Here is a 19,442-nt window from a genome sequence, read left to right as displayed (position 1 = left end):
TTTACAGGCCGCATGCCCAAAAACGTGCGGCGATGGTAACGGATGGCTGGCAACCTGCAAGGGCTGTCAGCGTAATTGCGCCTCGGCGAGGGTGAGTGTGCGTGGGATATTGGCTGCGTTCCAGTGGGCGACACCCCAATCCAGAACTTCACGCGGGGTGGAGTCGTTCAAGCGTTCGTCTGTGGTCTGACCCAAAGTGCGCAAGGCGCGAAGCAGTAGCGGCGTAGCCTGTTCCGGGGTCAGGGGCGGCGAGCGGTACGATTTACCGAGTTTGTGGCCATCTGGTTGCACAATCAGGGGCACATGCAAATAACGCGGTTGTGACAACCCCAGTAGCTCCTGCAAGTAGAGTTGGCGCGGTGTGGAGTCCAGCAGGTCAGCGCCGCGCACGATATCCGTTACGCCCAGGGCTGCATCATCGAGCACCACGGCCAACTGATAGGCGTAGAGCCCGTCGCGGCGGCGAATTACAAAGTCGCCCACCTCGCGGCCCAGATGCTGGCTAAATGAGCCTTGGACCCGGTCTTCAAAGCGGTATTCAAGTTCCGGGACCCGTATGCGTATTGCGGCGTTCTCCATCGAGTGGCCAGCATTGCGGCAAAAACCCGGGTAAATGCCGTTGTAGCCTTCAAGCTGTTTGCGCGAGCAGGTGCAGGCGTAAGCCAGGCCCATGCTGAACAGGCGATTGAGGACTTGGGCGTAGGCTTCGTGGCGCTCGCTTTGCAGAACCAGTTCGCCGTCCCACTCAAAGCCATAGCGTTCAAGGGCATCCAGAATCGCAGCCTGGGCACCTGGCATTTCGCGCGGCGGGTCGAGGTCTTCCATGCGCAGCAGCCAGCGGCCACCTGCGGCGCGGGCGTCGAGATAAGAGGCGAGGGCGGCGACCAGGGAGCCAAAGTGCAGATGGCCGCTGGGCGTTGGGGCGAAGCGCCCGATGTAGGAGGGAGTAGTCATGACAAAAATCCTGTAGCCGCTGCCGAAGGCTGCGATGGATATGGTGCGCCACTGCGAGTAGCAGCCTTGGTGTTTTGAAGGCCCTTCGGTCCTTATCGCAGCCTGCGGCAGCGGCTACAGAATTCTGTGACCAAATTCCAGAAACAAAAATGGGGCGTTCGCACGCCCCATCTGGTCAAGTCGGCGATTACTTGCCGACTTGTTTTTCCTTGATTTCAGCCAAGGTTTTGCAGTCTACGCACATGTCGGCAGTAGGACGGGCTTCGAGTCGACGGATACCGATTTCGACACCGCAGGATTCGCACCAGCCGTATTCTTCGTCTTCGATCAGTTGCAGAGTCTTGTCGATTTTCTTGATCAGCTTGCGCTCGCGATCACGGGCGCGCAGTTCCAGGCTGAATTCTTCTTCCTGGCTTGCGCGATCGGATGGGTCAGGAAAGTTTGCCGCTTCGTCTTTCATATGATCAACGGTGCGGTCGACTTCCTGCATCAAGTCCTGTTTCCACTTGTTCAGAATCTTGGTGAAATGCTTGCGCATGGGCTCGCCCATGTACTCTTCACCCTTTTTTTCAACGTAGGGTTCAAAGCCGCTAAGTTGACTATTCTGTTGCTTGGTTTGTGTGGGCATGAAATGGACCGCCTCTCATTCTTCTAATCCATTGCGCAGGATTGCAACATCACCGACACCTGCCGGCCCTGCGGCTGCAAGCGGGCGAACTTACCAGATCAAATCGGGCTGCGCTACTCCCGCATGTCTAGCCCGTTGTCAGTGGTTGTGTACAGACCCTGTAGTGCTTGAGATTAGTGGCTAATTAATAATTTTAGTCGAGCTATGACCGGCGCCTGGGTTGTTTGGTTCTATTGGCGGGTTGGCTAAGACTGTATTTAGCTCTCCCTTGTGAGATTGCTTGGGTAGAATCGTTTTTTTGCTTACCCAGGAAAACAGGCTAATGGCTCAGTCTTACAGTGCGCGCAGCCGCGCAATTGAACCGTTCCACGTAATGGCGTTGTTGGCGCGTGCCAACGAGCTGCAGGCTGCGGGGCACGATGTGATTCACCTGGAAATCGGCGAGCCGGACTTCATCACGGCTGAGCCTATCATTGCCGCCGGGCAGGCCGCTTTGGCCGCCGGAAAGACCCGCTATACCGCTGCCCGTGGCTTGCCGCAGCTGCGTGAAGCAATCTCTGGTTTCTACCAGCAACGCTATGGGTTGAATATCGACCCCTCGCGGATCCTTATCACACCGGGCGGTTCTGGCGCCTTGTTGCTGGCAACAAGCCTACTGGTTGATCCGGGTAAGCACTGGCTGCTTGCGGATCCGGGCTACCCGTGTAATCGACATTTCCTGCGCCTGGTTGAAGGCGCTGCGCAATTGGTGCCGGTGGGTCCGGATGTGCGCTACCAACTGACGGCGGATCTGGTTGAACGCTATTGGGATCAAGACAGCGTTGGTGCGCTGGTTGCATCGCCAGCCAACCCTACCGGGACTATGTTGAGTCGTGATGAGCTGGTAGCCCTGTCGACGGCGATCAAGGCTCGTAATGGGCATCTTGTAGTGGACGAGATCTATCACGGCCTGACCTATGGTTGTGATGCTACGAGCGTGCTGGAAGTCGATGACAGTGCTTTTGTACTCAATAGCTTCTCCAAGTATTTCGGCATGACCGGATGGCGTCTGGGCTGGCTGGTGGCGCCACCTGAAGCCGTGGCCGATCTGGAGAAGCTCGCACAAAACCTCTATATCAGCGCGCCAAGCATGGCCCAGTACGCAGCTCTGGCTTGTTTTGAGCCGCAGACGCTGGCCATTCTGGAAGAGCGGCGGACCGAGTTCGGTCGGCGTCGTGACTTTCTGTTACCAGCCTTGCGTGAGCTGGGCTTTGGCATTGCAGTAGAACCCGAAGGTGCGTTTTACCTGTACGCCGATATCAGTGCGTTTGGCGGTGATGCGTTTGCGTTTTGCCAGCATTTTCTCGAAACCCAGCACATAGCCTTTACTCCGGGCCTGGACTTTGGGCGTTACAAGTCCGGGCACCACGTACGGTTTGCCTATACCCAAAGTTTGCCGCGTCTGCAGGAGGCCGTAGAGCGGATCGCCCGTGGCCTCAAGAGCTGGAAGGGCTGATGCGTTTCTCACCTGAGCTGGAAGAAGGGCGGCTGATAAAACGCTACAAGCGTTTTCTGGCGGACATTGAAACCACCAGCGGCGAGTTGCTGACCATTCACTGCCCGAATACGGGCTCTATGCTTAATTGCATGGTTGAGGGCGGTCAGGTTTGGTTCAGCCGCTCCAATGATCCCAAACGCAAGTTGCCGGGCACCTGGGAAATCACGCAAACCCCGCAGGGGCGGCTGGCGTGTGTGAACACCGGGCGCGCCAATCGCTTGATCGAGGAAGCGCTGCTGGCGGGGGTGATTACTGAGCTGGATGGGTTCACTGCGCTCAAGCGCGAAGTGCCTTATGGGCAAGAGAAGAGCCGGATTGATTTTCGCCTGGAGTACCCGCAGGGCTTTGCCTTTGTCGAGGTCAAAAGTGTCACCCTGGGTTTTGACGACTCTCGTGTCGCGGCATTTCCGGATGCCGTAACCCAGCGTGGCGCCAAGCATTTACGCGAGCTGGCGACTCTGGCGCGCGAAGGTGTCCGTGCAGTCCAGCTGTATTGCGTCAACCTTACGGGGGTCGACGCTGTACGTCCTGCAGAAGGAATCGACCCGGCTTACGCCGCAGCATTGCGCGAGGCAGTAGCAGCCGGGGTGCAAGTGCTGGCTTATGGTGTAAGCCTGACCTCTGACGCGGTGGTGGTTGATCGTCGGTTAGACGTCATCCTCTGATGCTTCTGGTGTAATCCAGATCCCTTGGCTGTCTTCGCGACAGCCAAGGGCAGTCAGAAATTGCCCGGCGCAAGGCCCGGCAATGCACTCCCCGCTTTCGATCAGGAACAGCGCAGAGTGGGTAGCACACTGGATCAGGCTGGCGCTTGAGTCGAGAAATTGATCCGGTTGCCACTCCAGCGACACCCCGCGATGGGGGCAGCGGTTTTTGTAGGCATAGACTTGGCCATCACGGCGAATGACTAGCAAACGCAGATCGTCCAACTCGAAGCCGCGGCTGGAACCTTCGCCAAGTGCCGCAGAGGGGCATAAAAACTTCATGACAATCCTTAATAGCAGCCAAACAGTTGTGTCGAAGACGTGTTTCAGGTTGGGTTAAGAGGTTGACGTGCAAATGCAAACAATTATCAAATGGCGCCTTGCTCCGCGATGTACTGTTTTCACGGCGTGACAATTCCTTTGTCCCGTTGAGCCCTCTTTTTCAAGGAATGCCTCTGTATGCGCTTGAGTCTCCGCCTGATTACGCTCTGTGCAGGCCTTATGATCACTCATGCCAGCCTGGCTGGTGAGTTGCCGCAACGCTGGGTCAGTGCAGGGGGAGCGCTTTCGGAATGGGTCAGCGTGTTAGGCGCAGAGTCTAAATTGGTTGGGGTCGATACCACCAGTCAACATCCTGAATCACTCAAGTCGCTGCCCAGCGTTGGGTATCAGCGCCAGCTCTCGGCAGAAGGGATCTTGAGTTTGAAACCGGATGTTCTGATCGGCACTGAAGAGATGGGGCCGCCGCCTGTTCTGGCACAAATTCGTGGTGCCGGTGTGGCGGTCGAGATGTTTTCGGCACAGGCAGACCTCGCAAGTCTTGAAGGTACTTTGCAACATCTGGGGCTGCTTCTGGGGGACGAGGAGCAGGCGGCACAGGTGTTCAAGAGTTATCAACAGCAGCTTGAGCAGCATCAGCAACAGGTCAAGTCCGCACAAGCAGGTCACAAGGCCCCCGGAGTATTGCTGCTATTGGGCCATGCAGGCGGCAAACCGTTGATCGCCGGCAAGGACACCGCCGCAGACTGGCTGCTGACTCAAGCCGGTGGGCATAACCTGGCCACGCATAAAGGCTACAAGCCGTTTTCGGTGGAAGCGCTGGCGGGGCTCAATCCTGAAGTGCTGGTGTTTGCTGATCGTAGCCTGACAGGTGAGGCGGCTCGCCAGGCACTGATGAAGGAAAATCCGATATTGATGTCTATTCGCGCCGCCAAAAATGGCCGGGTGTACGAGTTGGACCCGACGCTGCTGGTGGGCGGTCTGGGACCACGGTTGCCCGCCAGTTTGAAGCAACTGACAACTGAGTTTTATCCAACGGTTCCGGCAAGCCAATGAAGACGCTGGTTAAACCCCGCTCTCTATTTATAGGGCTGAGCGCGCTGTGCCTGTTGTCGATTTGGCTGTCGCTGGCGCTGGGGCCGGTGAGTTTGCCGCTGTTTGACACCTTACGCGCCGCCCTGCGGCTGCTCGGCGTGCCGATTCAGGGTGACGGGCTGGAGCAGGCTGAGCTGATCCTGGGGCAGATTCGTTTGCCGCGCACCTTGTTGGGGCTGGCGGTAGGCGGGGTGTTGGCACTGTCGGGCGTGGCCATGCAGGGTTTGTTTCGCAACCCGCTGGCGGATCCCGGGTTGGTCGGTGTGTCCAGTGGTGCGGCGTTGGGTGCGGCGATTGCGATTGTTGGCGGAGCCGCTTTTGGCGGGCTACCGGAATTTATCGGGCCTTATTTACTGTCGGTATGCGCGTTTCTCGGTGGTTTGGGGGTGACAGCGCTGGTGTATCGACTGGGACGCCGTAACGGTCAGACCAATGTAGCCGTCATGCTGTTGGCGGGGATAGCGCTGACAGCTTTGGCCGGGTCGGCGGTAGGCTTGTTTACCTATCTGGCCGATGACGCAACATTGCGTACGCTGACGTTCTGGAATCTGGGCAGCCTTAATGGCGCCAGTTACGCGCGGTTGTGGCCATTGTTGATTGTCACCGTGGGCGTTGCGTTGTGGCTGCCCCGGCGGGCGAGTGCGCTCAATGCGCTGTTGCTTGGAGAGTCGGAAGCCAATCATCTAGGAATTGATGTTGAAGGTCTGAAGCGTGAACTGGTGTTTTGCACCGCGCTGGGTGTGGGGGCCGCAGTGGCGGCGGCAGGCATGATCGGCTTTATCGGGCTGGTGGTGCCGCATTTGGTGCGGTTGCTGGCGGGGCCTGATCATCGAGTGCTGTTGCCTGCATCGGTCCTGGCGGGGGCGACGTTGCTGCTGTTCGCCGACTTGGTTGCACGGCTGGCCCTGGCACCGGCAGAGCTGCCGATCGGGATTGTTACCGCATTTCTCGGTGCGCCGTTCTTCCTGTTCCTACTGTTACGAGGTCGTCACTGATGCTGCGTGCGCAAAATTTGCAGATCCGTCGCGATCAGAAAATCGTGCTGGCGGATGTCACCCTTGATGTGCGCCCGGGGGAAGTGTTGGGCGTACTGGGGCCCAATGGCGCGGGGAAAAGCACACTGCTGGCAGCGTTATGCGGGGAACTGACACCGAGCGGGGGGCAAGTCTGGTTGGATCAGCAGGCCTTGGGTCACTGGAAAGGCGCGCAGCGGGCACAGCGCCTTGCCGTCTTGCCACAAACTTCGACCCTGGATTTCGCCTTTCGTGTTGAAGAGGTCGTAGGCATGGGCCGGCTACCTCATCAGACAGGCCGTACTCGTGACTCGGAAATCATTCAGGCCGCATTGCAGGCTGCGGATGTTGAGCACCTGGCGGGGCGCAGCTATCTGGCGTTATCGGGGGGTGAACGCCAGCGGGTACATCTGGCACGAGTACTGGCGCAATTATGGCCAGGTCAAAGCGGGCAGACCCTGTTGCTCGATGAGCCAACCTCGATGCTCGACCCTTTGCATCAACACACCACGCTCAAGGCCATTCGGGCATTCGCTGATCGCGGCGCGGCGGTACTGATCATCCTGCATGACTTGAATCTGGCGGCGCGTTACTGCGATCGCTTGCTGTTGCTTGAGGAGGGGCGTCCGCGAGCCCTTGATTGCCCGCAAGTGGTATTGCAGCCGGACGCTCTAAAGGCCGTTTTTGGTCTGGATGTTTTAGTACAACCTCATCCGGAACTGGGGTGTCCTTTGGTCATTGCCCGCTGAACTATAGCGCCAGTTACTTTTTTGCTGGCGCTTTTCAACAGGCAAAAAAAGACCCGGCAAGAGCCGGGTCAAATAACCGTGATTAGCCTGATGAGGAGATTTTCTGAGAGTCCGAACCAAGGGCCTTCCAGAAGATCGACTGGTCTCGCGACCAGATGGCGTAATAATAACAATTCTCATTCCAGTGTCAATAGCTGTTTTTTACCGTTCATCTTGTGTGGCTTAAACCGTCACTTCAGGCTTTGCTCAGTGCTTCCAAATGCTCGACTTGCCGGTTAAGGGCTTCTTTGCGTTCTGCCGGAATGTCGTTCCAGTGCACATCCAGCAAGGCCCCTTCAATGGCATACAGAAGCACTTTAGAGGCCCTGAAGCCCCTGGCTTTCACCGCTCGATAAGCATCTACGGCGCCTAAGCGCTTCAAGTCAGAGGCACTATGGATGCCAACAGCATGTAGCCATTGGGCCGAGGTTTTTCCGAGGTTTTTCAAATGCTGGAGTTCATCATTCATCTGCTCTCCTTGCGACGGCGTGAGCTCAGCGTTTACAGGGCATGGTGATCCTACGAAGTGTAGCGCTCAGTAGGAAAACCGCAGTCCATTAGTCGGTTTTGGAACAAGGAGTACCCAGTTCAGGCTGCTTTCTGTCGGACAGTGGCAAGGGGCCAGACGGGCAGGTGGCTGTGTCCGGGTCAACAGAGCGGTATTACTACGACGCTTTAGCCTCGGACCGGGTGTCGTATTTGCGTCACTTGGTGCGGTAGCGCAGGCGGGTGCCAAAATTAACCGACATCAGAATTTCATCGGCCGTCAGCTCGACCGGGAAATAGGCACCTGAAATCTGTGCATGGGCCAGGCTGGCGCCTTCGATGCAAGACGTGCGCAGGTCCAGGCCGCGCAAGTCGGCTGAGCGGAAATAACCGTCGGAGAAGTCCACGTCTTCGACTTGTAACTCGCGTAAATCCAGCCCACGAAAGTCTCCGCCGCGCATGTCGATATGTCCGGCAGGACGCTGCTGATTGAAACCGCGGATATCATCTTTATGCAGCAGAGCGTAGAGCGCCGACTCAAGCAACTTGGGATGGCTCATGGTAGGGCTCCAGCCGGATGTGGTAACTAATATTGTAGTGCCACTATCGGGTGCCGTGAAACCATTGCGGTTTCACGGCGAACGCGAATTCTTACAGGCCTGGCAAGCGCTGACGAATGTCCGCAATCAAGGTGTCGAGGCTTTTGCTGTTGTGGGTTTCAACACGCTTGCTGCGCAGAATTTCATCCGCGCCCAGCGCTTGGCGGTTGGCTTGCTGGGCCTTGACCACTTCGAGGGTGGCGTCGGAAGGGTCGGTGCCAATGGACTTGCGGTGGGCCAGCCAACCTTCGATCACAGCGTCTGGCGCGGTACAGTCGAGGATCAGGCAAGGTACACCGGTGGCTTCTGCAACCTTGGCGGCGGCGTCGCGCTGCTCGCGTTTGAGGTAGGTGGCGTCAATAACGACGGGGAAGCCCGCGCGCAGCACGATGCCAGCCAGCTCATGCAGTTTGTTGTAGGTTGCTGCGCTGGCGTCGGCATTATAGATGCCATCTCCTACAGCGTTTTCAGCGGTCTGCTTGCCGAACAGTTGCTTGCGGATAACGTCTGAGCGCAGACGAATCGCTCCCAGCGCCTCAACCAGTCGCATGGCTACTGAGCTTTTACCTACAGCCGAAACGCCATGGGTAATGGTCAGGAAACGTGACGGAATAGTGCTGTAGCTTTCCGCCAGGTTGGCGTAGTTACGGTACTGACGCAGGGTGGCTGCGCGTTGCACCGGGCTGGCTTCGGCAGGCATGCTGAACAGACTGACTTTGGCGCGAACCAGCGCACGGTAGGCCTTGTAGAAGTTCAGCAGCTCAAGCCCCTGGTAATCACCGGTCAGCTCCAGGTACTGGCTGACAAAGCGTCGTGCCAGAGACTTCAGGCCGCGGTCTTCAAGGTCCATCGCCAGGAAGGCGGTATCGGCATACACGTCGGTGAAGCGGAAAGGCTCGTTGAATTCGATGCAGTCAAAAATTACGACCTTGCCATCAATCATCGTGGCGTTGCCCAAGTGAATATCACCGTGGCATTCGCGGATAAATCCTTGGGCCTTGCGCTGTTCAAACAGTGGCTTGAGGCGCGTAAAGCTTGCCTCTGCCCAGGCCTGAAGGGCCTCCAGTTGCAGCAGGTCGGCTTTATCCACGAGGAATGGGCGAATTTGCTCGAAGTTCTGGCGGACCGGGTCCATCACGGCGTCTGGAGTGCCTTGATAATGGTCTAGAGGAACGTGGGGCGCCTGCATGTGGAAATGGGCAATTTGCTGGGCCATCTCGTCAATATGGGCGGCATTAAGTTCGCCATTGGCTTGCAACGTGCTCAGTAGCTGGCTTTGCGGAAACTGGCGCATTTTTAGTGCGTATTCAATCACCGGACCTTCGCCGCCCAGCGTTGGCGCCTCGGCTGTACCGGTGATCGGCAACACGTCGAGGTACAGGCCTTCGGTCAGGCGCTGGTTCAGGCGCAGCTCTTCATTGCAGAAGTGTTCACGACCGCTGAGCTCGGTAAAGTCAAGGAAGCCAAAGTTGACCGGTTTCTTTAGCTTGTAGGCGTACGGGCCGGTGAGAATGACCCAGGAGATGTGAGTCTCGATAACCTGAAACTTATCGACTTGATGGGGGTAGAGGTCCGGGTTCTGCAGGGCTGTAATCAGGTTCTGGCTCACGGTTGATCCTTCAAGGTCTGGAAAATTCAATGCGCCATTATGGCCGCTGACAGCGGGAGTGCAAACCGCCGGGCTGCGCATGATGAACATGAATAAAGTGCGTATAATCTCGCGCCATGACTCGTACCCGATCCCCTCGCTCCCGTTCCAAACGTCCTTCTGGCGGCCTTCGGCCCTGGCTCGGCTGGGCAATCAAGCTCAGTCTGGTCGGCCTGGTGGTGCTGGCAGGTTTTGCCGTCTACCTCGATGCCATCGTCCAGGAGAAGTTCTCCGGCAAGCGCTGGACCATCCCGGCCAAGGTTTATGCTCGGCCGCTGGAGCTGTTCGTCGGCCAGAAGCTGAGCAAGAACGACTTCCTCACGGAGCTCGACGCCTTGGGCTATCGCCGCGAAAGCGTTGCCAATGGCCCAGGTGCTGCAGCGGTTAATGGCAACACGGTCGACCTCAATACCCGTGGTTTCCAATTCTATGAAGGTGCCGAGCAGGCACAGCCAGTGCGGATACGCTTTTCTGGCGATTATGTGGCAGAGCTTTCATCGACCAATGGCTCCAAGCTGCCCGTAGTGCGCCTTGAGCCCTTGTTGATCGGTGGTATCTATCCGAAAAACCTCGAAGACCGGATCCTGATCAATATTGATCAGGTGCCGCCGTTTCTGCTTGATACGCTGGTAACCGTAGAGGACAGGGACTTCTATCATCACTTTGGGGTGTCGCCGAAGTCGATCGCACGGGCCATGTGGGTCAACACTTCGGCCGGGCAAATGCGCCAGGGCGGCAGTACGTTGACCCAGCAGTTGGTCAAGAATTTCTATCTGACCAATGAGCGCAGTCTGACCCGCAAGTTGACCGAAGCAATGATGGCCTTGTTGCTGGAGTTGCATTACGACAAGCGCGAAATTCTTGAGGCATATCTCAACGAAGTGTTTGTCGGCCAGGACGGTCAGCGCGCTGTTCACGGCTTTGGTTTGGCCAGTCAGTTCTTCTTCAGCCAGCCGCTGGCCGAGCTCAAGTTGCATCAAGTGGCGCTGCTGGTAGGTATGGTCAAAGGGCCGTCAGCCTATAACCCGCGACGCTATCCTGAACGTGCGCTGATGCGCCGTAACCTGGTGCTCGATTTGCTGGAGCAGCAAGGTGTTGCAACGCCTGAGCAAGTTGCCGCAGCGAAGAAAATGCCGCTGGGCGTGACCACGCGAGGCAGTCTGGCAGACAGCTCATTCCCGGGTTTCCTGGATTTGGTCAAGCGTCAGTTGCGTGAAGACTATCGTGACGAAGACTTGACCGAAGAAGGGTTGAGGATCTTCACCAGCTTCGACCCGATCCTGCAGATGAAGTCTGAGGCAGCTGTCGGTGAAACCTTCAAGCGACTTGCCGGGCGCAAGGGATCGGATGAGGTTGAAGCCGCGATGGTGGTGACCAACCCGGAAACCGGTGAGGTTCAGGCGCTGATCGGCAGTCGTGCTCCAGGCTATGCAGGCTTTAACCGTGCACTGGATGCGGTGAGGCCGATTGGCTCCCTGATCAAACCTGCGGTCTATCTCACGGCGCTTGAACGGCCGAGTCAGTACACACTGACCAGTTGGCTGTCGGATGAGCCGCTATCGATCAAAGGCGCAGATGGCCAGATCTGGAAACCTCAGAACTATGATCGGCGCTCGCACGGTACGATTTTCCTCTACCAGTCGATGATGAATTCCTACAACCTCGGCACGGTAAGGTTGGGGCAGGAAGTCGGGGTGCCTAACGTCCTCAAGACATTGGCGCGACTGGGGGTAGAGCGGCAATTCCCGGCGTTCCCTTCCATGTTGCTGGGGGCTGGCGCATTGAGCCCGATGGAAGTGGCGACGATGTATCAGACCTTGGCCAACGGCGGCTTCAATACGCCCATGCGCGGTATTCGCAGCGTGTTGACAGCTGAAGGTCAGCCGCTCAAGCGTTATCCGTTCCAGATCCAGCAGCGCTTTGATCCGGGTTCGATTTTCCTGATTCAGAACGCGATGCAGCATGTGATGCGCGAAGGTACAGGGCGCTCGGTCTATAACGTATTGCCAAAAAACCTTACGTTGGCAGGTAAAACCGGCACCAGTAACGACTCTCGTGACAGCTGGTTCGCAGGGTTCAGCCAGGATTTGCTGGCAGTTGTATGGCTGGGCCGCGATGACAATGGCAAAACACCGTTTACCGGTGCTACCGGGGCCTTGCAGGTGTGGACCAGCTTTATGAGCAAAGCAGGTCCCCTGCCGCTCGATATGCCTCAGCCCGATAACATTGTTCAGGCCTGGATTGATCCGCATACCGGTCAAGGATCTGATGCCAGCTGCCCTGGCGCGGTACAGATGCCGTATATTCGCGGCAGTGAGCCGCCAGCGGGGGCCAGTTGTGGTGGGCAGGCGCCTGCCACGGGTGACGCCGTGATGGATTGGGTCAAGGGCTGGTTGAATTAAGCAAAGAGGGTTTGACGTGAATAAGTGGTGGATTGCGGCTGTTTCAGCCCTGGCTTTGCTCAATGGTTGTGCCAGCGTACCGCAGGGTTCGATTCCTGTGGTCGATTCTGGTGTTCCGGTATCCAATAACGAACGTATTTCGGCCCAGCGTACGGCGGGGAGTTATCCACAGGCCGCTGTTCCGCGGGCAGCTCAAGCGCGCACGATTACCGAGGACTCGGGTGTTGTGGTGATGGTCCCGGGTGGCGCTGCCAGTGTTTCGACACCGATCAGCACTCAGCCTTTCACACCGGGGCCAATTACTCCGGGGCCAGCTGCCGCGCCTATCAGCACGGGTAGCTACACGCCGAGTAATACTTACAGTGCACCGGCACCGATTACACCAAGTGGTATTCCATCGAACAGCAGTGGCGGTGGTCTGGCTGCTGACGAGCAACTGGACGGCCCGGTGCTGGCGCTGCTCACCACCGCACAGCAGCAACAGTCGAGCGGCGACTTGAACGGTGCGTCGTCGAGCCTTGAGCGGGCTCAGCGCGTGGCACCTCGTGAGCCCCAAGTGCTTTACCGTCTGGCCCAGGTCCGTATGGCTCAGGGTGATGCTGCCCAGGCGGAGCAGTTTGCCCGTCGTGGTTTGACTTTCGCCAATGGCCGCCCGGATTTGCAAGCGAGCCTGTGGGGTTTGATTGCCCAGGCGCGTGAGAAGCAAGGCGATGCAGCAGGCGCTGCACTGGCTCGTCAAAAAGCCAAGGTGAGTCTCTGATGGTTATGGACTCACGTACTCCTGAAGTCGCCGAGTTCTTGTTGCTGATCGAGCAGGAAATGCGCACGCAGGGGTTGTGGAGCGACAAGGTTCCTACGGAGCACGACTTGTCCAGCCAAGAGCCATTCAGCGTCGACCGGCTCGACTTTGAGCTATGGGTGCAGTGGATCTTCCTGCCGAAGATGAAAGTCATTGTTGAGCAGGGTCTGCCACTGCCAAATGTTTCGGGTATTCGGCATATGGCTGACCAGGTTTTTGCACAGCGTCGCGGAAACTGGAAGCCACTGCTCAAGCACTTCGAAGGTTTTGACCTGTTGATCAGCCCCTCCGCTTGAGGTCATAGCTGCCAGTTTTTGCTGGCAGCCATCCATTTTCTTGTCAGTTTCTGTCATTTCGCGCGTTTTTTTGTGCGTTCCTGTCGGTTTATGAAAATAAATCTCATAGATGGCTTGACTTGGGCTGGCCTAATGACAAGAATCGAAGTCCCGCTGTAGAGGGACTGCCAGAAGCAGACCCTCTCAGCAGATCATGAGGCGCACACCCGCGCCGACCTGCAACACCCGCAACGCGTTACCTCGCGCTGGGTGGGAAACCCCCGCAACATTTGGGGAGTTCCCAATACTTGCTCAGTCAGTGCTGACGTAGTCGGCGACCACCGTCGCTCATGCTCTGCTGAAAAGTAAACCTATTAAGACCCGTTCGTATTTTTGTGAACGGTATTCTGGCGTTTTAGAGGTGAACAACGTGGAGCTTTTATCTGGCGGTGAGATGCTCGTGCGCTTTTTGCGCGACGAAGGTGTCAAATATATCTACGGGTACCCTGGTGGTGCTCTTCTGCATGTCTACGACGCACTGTTCAAAGAGCCGGAAGTTACCCACATCCTGGTTCGCCACGAACAAGCTGCTACCCATATGGCTGACGGCTATGCCCGTGCAACCGGTAAGGCCGGTGTAGTACTGGTTACTTCCGGACCGGGTGCTACCAACGCCATCACCGGGATTGCCACTGCCTACATGGACTCCATTCCGATGGTGATCATTTCTGGTCAGGTGCCTAGCACCATGGTCGGGACTGATGCTTTCCAGGAGACCGACATGATCGGTATCTCTCGGCCCATCGTGAAGCACAGCTTTATGATCAAGCATGCTTCGGAAATCCCGGAGGTCATGAAAAAGGCGTTCTACCTCGCTCAATCCGGTCGTCCTGGTCCGGTAGTGGTCGATATTCCGAAAGACATGACCAACCCGGCCGAGAAGTTCGAATACGTTTTCCCGAAAAAAGCCAAGTTGCGTTCTTACAGCCCGGCCCTGCGTGGTCACTCAGGCCAGATTCGCAAGGCGGCAGAGATGCTGCTGGCAGCCAAGCGCCCTGTGCTTTATGCAGGCGGCGGGGTTATTTTGGGCGGCGGTTCGGCTCCGCTGACCGAGTTGGCAAAAATGCTCAACGTACCCGTAACCAATACGTTGATGGGCCTGGGTGCCTACCCTGGCACCGACCGTCAGTTCGTCGGCATGCTCGGTATGCATGGCAGCTTCACTGCCAACATGACCATGCACAACGCTGACGTGATCCTGGCTGTAGGCGCGCGCTTTGATGACCGTGTAATCAACGGTCCATCCAAGTTCTGCCCGAACGCCAAGATTATCCATATTGATATCGACCCGGCGTCCATCTCCAAGACCATCAAGGCAGATGTGCCGATCGTAGGTCCGGTAGAGAGCGTGTTGAGCGAAATGGTCGCAATCCTCAAGGAAATTGGCGATAAGCCGAACCCGGAGGCAGTTGCCAGTTGGTGGAAGCAGATCGACGAGTGGCGTGGTGATGGTGACCTGTTCCCTTATAACAAGGGCGACGGCAGCGTGATCAAGCCTCAGGCTGTTATCGAGATGCTCTGCGAAGTGACCAAGGGCGATGCGTATGTAACGTCCGATGTAGGTCAGCACCAGATGTTTGCGGCCCAATACTACCGCTTCAACAAGCCTAATCGCTGGATCAACTCTGGCGGCCTGGGCACGATGGGCTTCGGTTTCCCGGCGGCGATGGGTGTAAAACTGAGCTTCCCTGATGCTGACGTTGCCTGTGTAACGGGTGAGGGCAGTATTCAGATGAATATTCAGGAACTGTCGACGTGTTTGCAGTATGGCTTACCGGTAAAAATCATCAGCCTCAACAACGGTGTGCTTGGCATGGTGCGCCAGTGGCAGGACATGAACTACGGCAGCCGTCACTCGCACTCGTACATGGAATCGCTGCCTGATTTCGTCAAGCTGGCAGAGGCTTATGGGCATGTGGGTATTCGGATCACTGATCTGAAAGACCTCAAACCGAAGATGGAAGAGGCTTTTGCCATGAAGGATCGCCTGGTGTTCCTGGATATCCAGGTTGATACCAGTGAGCACGTTTATCCGATGCAGATCAAAGATGGCTCCATGCGCGACATGTGGCTGAGCAAGACGGAGCGTACTTAATCATGCGGCACATTATTTCCTTGCTTCTTGAAAACGAACCGGGCGCCTTGTCTCGTGTTGTCGGGCTTTTTTCGCAACGTAACTACAACATCGAAAGCCTGACGGTGGCACCAACCGAGGATCCGACCTTGTCGCGTCTGACGCTGACCACGGTGGGGCATGATGAAGTGATCGAGCAGATCACCAAAAACCTGAACAAGTTGATTGAAGTGGTCAAGTTGGTGGACCTGTCGGAAAGTGCTCACATCGAGCGCGAGTTGATGCTGGTAAAGGTCAAGGCGACAGGCGCACAGCGCGCAGAGATCAAGCGTACAACAGATATTTTCCGTGGGCAGATCGTTGATGTCAGCGCCAGTGTGTACACCGTGCAGTTGACAGGCACCAGCGAGAAGCTCGACAGTTTCATCCAGTCGATTGGGACCGCCTCGATCCTGGAAACAGTTCGCAGTGGCGTCACCGGGATTGCCCGTGGCGACAAAGTACTCAGCATCTAAAACTAATAAGTGCTAATTGGCCTGAATGGCCTGGATATAAGGGAAAATCATGAAAGTTTATTACGACAAAGACTGCGACCTTTCGATCATCCAGGGCAAAAAAGTAGCCATTATCGGTTACGGCTCCCAGGGTCACGCCCAAGCCTGCAACCTGAAAGACTCCGGCGTTGACGTTACTGTTGGTCTGCGTAAAGGTTCGGCCACTGTCGCCAAGGCTGAGGCTCACGGCCTGAAAGTGACTGACGTTGCCAGCGCTGTTGCCGCTGCTGACCTGGTCATGATTCTGACTCCGGACGAGTTCCAGTCCGCGCTGTACAAGAACGAAATCGAGCCGAACATCAAAAAAGGCGCAACCCTGGCGTTCTCCCATGGTTTCGCAATCCACTACAACCAGGTTGTACCGCGTGCTGACCTTGACGTGATCATGATCGCGCCAAAAGCTCCGGGCCACACTGTGCGTTCTGAATTCGTACGCGGCGGCGGTATCCCTGACCTGATCGCTATCTACCAGGATGCTTCGGGCAATGCCAAAAACCTGGCACTGTCTTACGCTTCGGGCGTGGGCGGCGGTCGTACCGGTATCATCGAAACCACCTTCAAGGACGAGACTGAAACCGACCTGTTCGGCGAGCAGGCTGTTCTGTGCGGCGGTACTGTTGAGCTGGTTAAAGCTGGCTTTGAAACTCTGGTTGAAGCCGGTTACGCGCCAGAAATGGCTTACTTCGAGTGCTTGCACGAGTTGAAGTTGATCGTTGACCTCATGTACGAAGGCGGTATCGCCAACATGAACTACTCGATCTCCAACAACGCTGAGTACGGCGAGTACGTTACCGGTCCAGAAGTGATCAACGCTGAATCCCGTCAAGCAATGCGTAACGCTTTGAAGCGCATTCAAGATGGTGAATACGCGAAGATGTTCATCAGTGAAGGTGCTACCGGCTACCCATCGATGACCGCCAAGCGTCGTAACAACGCTGCTCACGGCATCGAAGTCATCGGCGGACAATTGCGTTCGATGATGCCTTGGATCGGCGCGAACAAGATCGTTGACCAAGCCAAGAACTAAGTTCTTGGTCTGTAGAGAAAACGCGGCCTAGGCCGCGTTTTTTCGTTTGAGCGCCAGCTTCTGGTATAAAGCAGGATCGTTTGCGGGTGCATGTTGGCCCCAAGCTTCTATCGAAACTTTCCATATCGTTGCAAGGTAATGTCCATGAGCGAACGTCCCGAAGAGCCAAAAGCGGCTTCAGACGCCGATAGCCTGCTGCCTATCGATGAGCATGTCGAAGAAGGGCATGACGCCGAAGGGCGTAAAGTCCGGCATCGTGGTATCTATCTGCTGCCGAACCTTTTCACCACTGCGAACCTGTTCGCCGGTTTTTATTCGATCATCAGCTCCATGAGTGCCCAAAGCGCCATGAGTGCGGGTGACGCTGCTGGCGCAAGCAAATATTTTGCGTTTGCGGCCATCGCGATTTTTATCGCAATGGTGCTGGATGGTCTTGATGGTCGTGTAGCCCGTATGACCAACACCGAAAGTGCATTTGGCGCCGAGTACGACTCCTTGTCGGACATGGTTGCCTTTGGTGTGGCACCTGCATTGCTGGCCTTTGGCTGGGCGCTGGGAGACATGGGCAAGGTCGGCTGGATGGTTGCCTTCATCTATGTAGCGGGTGCAGCGTTGCGTCTGGCGCGTTTTAACACGCAGGTCGGAACAGCGGATAAGCGTTACTTCATCGGGTTGGCCAGCCCGGCTGCTGCAGGTGTGGTGGCGGGTATTGTTTGGGCATTCAGTGATTACGGGATCCAGGGATCGAAAATGTCGTTCCTGGTTGCCTTGCTGGTCGCTGCCGCTGGCATGTTGATGGTCAGCAATATCAAGTACAACAGCTTTAAAGAGCTGGATTTGAAAGGGCGTGTTCCTTTTGTGGCGATCCTGGCTGTGGTTCTGGTATTCGCTGTTGTGTTCAGTGATCCGCCACGCATCCTGTTGCTGGCCTTCCTGGTGTATGCGGCATCGGGTCCGATTCAGTACTTACTGCGTTTGCGTCGTAACAAAGCCAGCGAGTAATGTAATTTCTCCCATACTCCGTAGTCTATTGGTGCATCAGTTCTCCAATACTACGGAGTTGTCATGCTCATCAAGCTGCCTAAAGCGTCCGACTGTAAAGAGTCGGACGTGACGCCTGAATCCTTCTATCTATCCCGTCGTGCATTGCTGGGCAGTTCGCTTGCCGGATTGGCTGTGTCCAGCCTTCCGCGCTGGGCCAGTGCCGAGGATGCAATGCGCTATGCGGATGTTGAGCCGGGTAAGGCTCCGACCTGGTTTGCCGATAAGCTGCCTCAGACCAAATGGCAGGCAGTCACGGTCAAGGGGGAGGCTATCACCCCCTTCAAGGATGCGACCCACTACAACAACTTCTATGAGTTCGGTACCGATAAGGGTGATCCGGCGCAGAATGCTGGAGCCTTGAAAACCGAGCCTTGGACGGTGGTGGTAGATGGGGAGGTGGGAAAGCCGGGGCGTTATGCGCTTGAAGACTTTATGAAGCCTTATCAATTGGAAGAGCGGATTTATCGTCTGCGTTGTGTAGAAGCCTGGTCGATGGTGATTCCGTGGATGGGCTTTCCCATATCGGCATTGCTCAAGCAGGTGGAGCCTACATCCAAAGCCAAATTTATCCGCTTTGAAACCTTGCAGGATCCAAAGGTCATGCCGGGGCAGCGTTCGGGTTTTGCATTGATTGACTGGCCCTATGTTGAAGGATTGCGCTTGGACGAGGCGATGAATCCGTTGGCGATTTTGGCGGTAGGCATGTATGGGCGTGAACTGCCGAATCAGAATGGGGCGCCGCTACGTTTGGTGGTGCCTTGGAAATATGGTTTCAAAAGCGTGAAGTCTATTGTGCGAATCAGTCTGGTAGAGGAGCAGCCAAAAACCACTTGGCAGAGCATTGCAGCTGATGAATACGGCTTCTATGCCAACGTGAATCCGCAAGTTGATCACCCTCGTTGGACGCAAGCGCGTGAGCGGCGTTTACCGAGCGGCCTGTTCAGCCCGAATGTGCGTGATACCCAAATGTTTAACGGATACGCGGATGAAGTGGCTTCTCTGTATACCGGCCTCGATTTGCGGAAGAACTACTGATGAAATTCCTTCCTTGGCGTATTGGGGTCTTTATAGCCGCTGTCATATGGCCTTTGCTCTGGCTTTATGAGGCCTGGAGCTTTGCCTTGGGGCCGGACCCGGGAAAGGTACTGGTCGATCGGCTGGGGTTGGGCACGCTGATTCTATTGTTGGTGACACTGAGCATGACACCTCTGCAGAAACTCACGGGGTGGTCGGGCTGGATTGTCGTGCGTCGCCAGATAGGGCTGTGGTGCTTTGCCTATGTGGTGTTGCACCTGTGTGCTTATTTGACTTTCGTGTTGGGCTTTGACTGGTCACAGTTAGGTGTGGAGCTGCGCAAGCGGCCTTACATCATTGTCGGCAGTCTGGGTTTCTTGTGTTTGCTGGCGCTGGCAGTGACTTCAAATCGATACAGCCAACGGCGTTTGGGTGCGCGCTGGAAGAAGCTCCATCGTCTGG

19 protein-coding genes and 1 pseudogene (1 of these 20 running past the window's edge) are annotated in these 19,442 nt (G+C 56.4%); 14 read left to right on the top strand and 6 right to left on the bottom strand.

The window, feature by feature from the left end; genetic code table 11:
• Window positions 1-66: 66 nt before the first annotated feature.
• Both gluQRS and dksA read right to left on the bottom strand, forming a co-directional pair.
• Window positions 67-954: a tRNA glutamyl-Q(34) synthetase GluQRS gene (gluQRS, locus tag V6L79_RS23960; protein ID WP_338579594.1), complete on the bottom strand. Its 888-nt coding sequence runs from the start codon at window positions 952-954 to the stop codon at window positions 67-69.
• A gap of 187 nt (window positions 955-1,141) precedes the next feature.
• Entirely contained in the window at window positions 1,142-1,582 is a 441-nt protein-coding gene (gene dksA, locus V6L79_RS23955; RefSeq protein WP_261739716.1) for an RNA polymerase-binding protein DksA, read from the bottom strand.
• Between the two features lie 322 nt (window positions 1,583-1,904).
• Between dksA and V6L79_RS23950 the strand changes: the two genes are divergently transcribed.
• Together V6L79_RS23950 and sfsA are read left to right on the top strand one after the other, a co-directional pair.
• Window positions 1,905-3,077, top strand: a complete 1,173-nt coding sequence (locus tag V6L79_RS23950) for a pyridoxal phosphate-dependent aminotransferase (RefSeq protein WP_338579593.1) — start codon at window positions 1,905-1,907, stop codon at window positions 3,075-3,077.
• On the top strand, window positions 3,077-3,784 hold the full coding sequence (gene sfsA / locus V6L79_RS23945) for a DNA/RNA nuclease SfsA (RefSeq protein ID WP_338579592.1): 708 nt from the start codon (window positions 3,077-3,079) through the stop codon (window positions 3,782-3,784). The genes V6L79_RS23950 and sfsA overlap by 1 nt, the downstream gene beginning before the upstream one ends.
• Here sfsA and V6L79_RS23940 read toward each other — a convergent pair.
• Window positions 3,767-4,105, bottom strand: coding sequence for a Rieske (2Fe-2S) protein (locus V6L79_RS23940; RefSeq protein ID WP_338579591.1), 339 nt, complete (start codon window positions 4,103-4,105; stop codon window positions 3,767-3,769). The two genes, sfsA and V6L79_RS23940, sit on opposite strands and share 18 nt — an antisense overlap.
• A gap of 177 nt (window positions 4,106-4,282) precedes the next feature.
• Here V6L79_RS23940 and V6L79_RS23935 point away from each other — a divergent pair, with 177 nt between their 5' ends.
• From V6L79_RS23935 to V6L79_RS23925, 3 genes and pseudogenes are all read left to right on the top strand, one after another.
• Complete coding sequence (locus V6L79_RS23935) at window positions 4,283-5,158, top strand: ABC transporter substrate-binding protein (RefSeq protein WP_321838270.1); 876 nt, start codon at window positions 4,283-4,285, stop codon at window positions 5,156-5,158.
• A gap of 50 nt (window positions 5,159-5,208) precedes the next feature.
• Entirely contained in the window at window positions 5,209-6,192 is a 984-nt protein-coding gene (locus V6L79_RS23930) for an iron ABC transporter permease (RefSeq protein WP_338580346.1), read from the top strand.
• A gap of 47 nt (window positions 6,193-6,239) precedes the next feature.
• Window positions 6,240-6,959: pseudogene (locus V6L79_RS23925) on the top strand (heme ABC transporter ATP-binding protein); the annotation flags it as partial.
• A 235-nt stretch (window positions 6,960-7,194) separates the two neighbouring features.
• On the opposite strand, the gene V6L79_RS23920 reads toward V6L79_RS23925, so the two are convergent.
• The 3 genes from V6L79_RS23920 to V6L79_RS23910 all read right to left on the bottom strand — a co-directional run bounded on the left by V6L79_RS23920 (window position 7,195) and on the right by V6L79_RS23910 (window position 9,692).
• Window positions 7,195-7,467: a TfoX/Sxy family protein gene (locus V6L79_RS23920; protein ID WP_261739710.1), complete on the bottom strand. Its 273-nt coding sequence runs from the start codon at window positions 7,465-7,467 to the stop codon at window positions 7,195-7,197.
• Window positions 7,468-7,702: 235 nt separating this feature from the next.
• Window positions 7,703-8,044 carry a hypothetical protein gene (locus tag V6L79_RS23915; RefSeq protein ID WP_338579590.1) on the bottom strand — a complete coding sequence of 114 codons (342 nt, stop codon included), beginning with the start codon at window positions 8,042-8,044 and terminating at the stop codon, window positions 7,703-7,705.
• Between the two features lie 91 nt (window positions 8,045-8,135).
• Window positions 8,136-9,692, bottom strand: coding sequence for an AAA family ATPase (locus tag V6L79_RS23910; RefSeq protein ID WP_338579589.1), 1,557 nt, complete (start codon window positions 9,690-9,692; stop codon window positions 8,136-8,138).
• Between the two features lie 116 nt (window positions 9,693-9,808).
• Between V6L79_RS23910 and mrcB the strand changes: the two genes are divergently transcribed.
• The 9 genes from mrcB to msrQ form a co-directional block, all read left to right on the top strand.
• Complete coding sequence (gene mrcB / locus V6L79_RS23905) at window positions 9,809-12,133, top strand: penicillin-binding protein 1B (protein ID WP_261739707.1); 2,325 nt, start codon at window positions 9,809-9,811, stop codon at window positions 12,131-12,133.
• A gap of 16 nt (window positions 12,134-12,149) precedes the next feature.
• Window positions 12,150-12,893: a M48 family metallopeptidase gene (locus V6L79_RS23900; RefSeq protein ID WP_261739706.1), complete on the top strand. Its 744-nt coding sequence runs from the start codon at window positions 12,150-12,152 to the stop codon at window positions 12,891-12,893.
• Between the two features lie 5 nt (window positions 12,894-12,898).
• On the top strand, window positions 12,899-13,228 hold the full coding sequence (locus tag V6L79_RS23895) for a YqcC family protein (protein ID WP_321836542.1): 330 nt from the start codon (window positions 12,899-12,901) through the stop codon (window positions 13,226-13,228).
• A gap of 409 nt (window positions 13,229-13,637) precedes the next feature.
• Complete coding sequence (locus V6L79_RS23890) at window positions 13,638-15,362, top strand: acetolactate synthase 3 large subunit (RefSeq protein WP_261739705.1); 1,725 nt, start codon at window positions 13,638-13,640, stop codon at window positions 15,360-15,362.
• 2 nt (window positions 15,363-15,364) lie between these two features.
• Complete coding sequence (gene ilvN, locus V6L79_RS23885) at window positions 15,365-15,856, top strand: acetolactate synthase small subunit (protein ID WP_016783407.1); 492 nt, start codon at window positions 15,365-15,367, stop codon at window positions 15,854-15,856.
• Between the two features lie 49 nt (window positions 15,857-15,905).
• Window positions 15,906-16,922: a ketol-acid reductoisomerase gene (ilvC, locus tag V6L79_RS23880; RefSeq protein ID WP_095002580.1), complete on the top strand. Its 1,017-nt coding sequence runs from the start codon at window positions 15,906-15,908 to the stop codon at window positions 16,920-16,922.
• Window positions 16,923-17,066: 144 nt separating this feature from the next.
• Window positions 17,067-17,924: a CDP-diacylglycerol--serine O-phosphatidyltransferase gene (pssA, locus tag V6L79_RS23875; protein ID WP_338579588.1), complete on the top strand. Its 858-nt coding sequence runs from the start codon at window positions 17,067-17,069 to the stop codon at window positions 17,922-17,924.
• Between the two features lie 63 nt (window positions 17,925-17,987).
• Complete coding sequence (gene msrP, locus V6L79_RS23870; protein WP_261739703.1) at window positions 17,988-19,001, top strand: protein-methionine-sulfoxide reductase catalytic subunit MsrP; 1,014 nt, start codon at window positions 17,988-17,990, stop codon at window positions 18,999-19,001.
• Window positions 19,001-19,442, top strand: the 5' portion of a protein-coding gene (gene msrQ, locus V6L79_RS23865) for a protein-methionine-sulfoxide reductase heme-binding subunit MsrQ (protein WP_338579587.1). The gene runs 173 nt beyond the window's last position; only the first 442 of its 615 coding nucleotides appear in the window; the start codon lies at window positions 19,001-19,003; the stop codon falls past the right edge of the window. Before msrP ends, msrQ begins: the two co-directional genes overlap by 1 nt.

Origin of the sequence: Pseudomonas sp. ML2-2023-6, from assembly GCF_037055265.1 — a bacterium.
Classification (GTDB): Bacteria; Pseudomonadota; Gammaproteobacteria; order Pseudomonadales; family Pseudomonadaceae; genus Aquipseudomonas; species Aquipseudomonas kulmbachensis.
The sequence above is the reverse complement of the archived record's forward strand: the minus strand, read 5'-3'. Positions and strand labels throughout refer to the sequence as shown.

Coding starts and splice junctions, on each gene's coding strand:
- ilvC (WP_095002580.1), top strand. CDS start 15,906: ATGAAAGTTTATTACGACAAAGACTGCGACCTTTCGATCATCCAGGGC.
- pssA (WP_338579588.1), top strand. CDS start 17,067: ATGAGCGAACGTCCCGAAGAGCCAAAAGCGGCTTCAGACGCCGATAGC.
- msrP (WP_261739703.1), top strand. CDS start 17,988: ATGCTCATCAAGCTGCCTAAAGCGTCCGACTGTAAAGAGTCGGACGTG.
- V6L79_RS23915 (WP_338579590.1), bottom strand. CDS start 8,044: ATGAGCCATCCCAAGTTGCTTGAGTCGGCGCTCTACGCTCTGCTGCAT.
- ilvN (WP_016783407.1), top strand. CDS start 15,365: ATGCGGCACATTATTTCCTTGCTTCTTGAAAACGAACCGGGCGCCTTG.
- mrcB (WP_261739707.1), top strand. CDS start 9,809: ATGACTCGTACCCGATCCCCTCGCTCCCGTTCCAAACGTCCTTCTGGC.
- V6L79_RS23920 (WP_261739710.1), bottom strand. CDS start 7,467: ATGAATGATGAACTCCAGCATTTGAAAAACCTCGGAAAAACCTCGGCC.
- gluQRS (WP_338579594.1), bottom strand. CDS start 954: ATGACTACTCCCTCCTACATCGGGCGCTTCGCCCCAACGCCCAGCGGC.
- V6L79_RS23940 (WP_338579591.1), bottom strand. CDS start 4,105: ATGAAGTTTTTATGCCCCTCTGCGGCACTTGGCGAAGGTTCCAGCCGC.
- V6L79_RS23895 (WP_321836542.1), top strand. CDS start 12,899: ATGGACTCACGTACTCCTGAAGTCGCCGAGTTCTTGTTGCTGATCGAG.
- sfsA (WP_338579592.1), top strand. CDS start 3,077: ATGCGTTTCTCACCTGAGCTGGAAGAAGGGCGGCTGATAAAACGCTAC.
- dksA (WP_261739716.1), bottom strand. CDS start 1,582: ATGCCCACACAAACCAAGCAACAGAATAGTCAACTTAGCGGCTTTGAA.
- V6L79_RS23950 (WP_338579593.1), top strand. CDS start 1,905: ATGGCTCAGTCTTACAGTGCGCGCAGCCGCGCAATTGAACCGTTCCAC.
- V6L79_RS23935 (WP_321838270.1), top strand. CDS start 4,283: ATGCGCTTGAGTCTCCGCCTGATTACGCTCTGTGCAGGCCTTATGATC.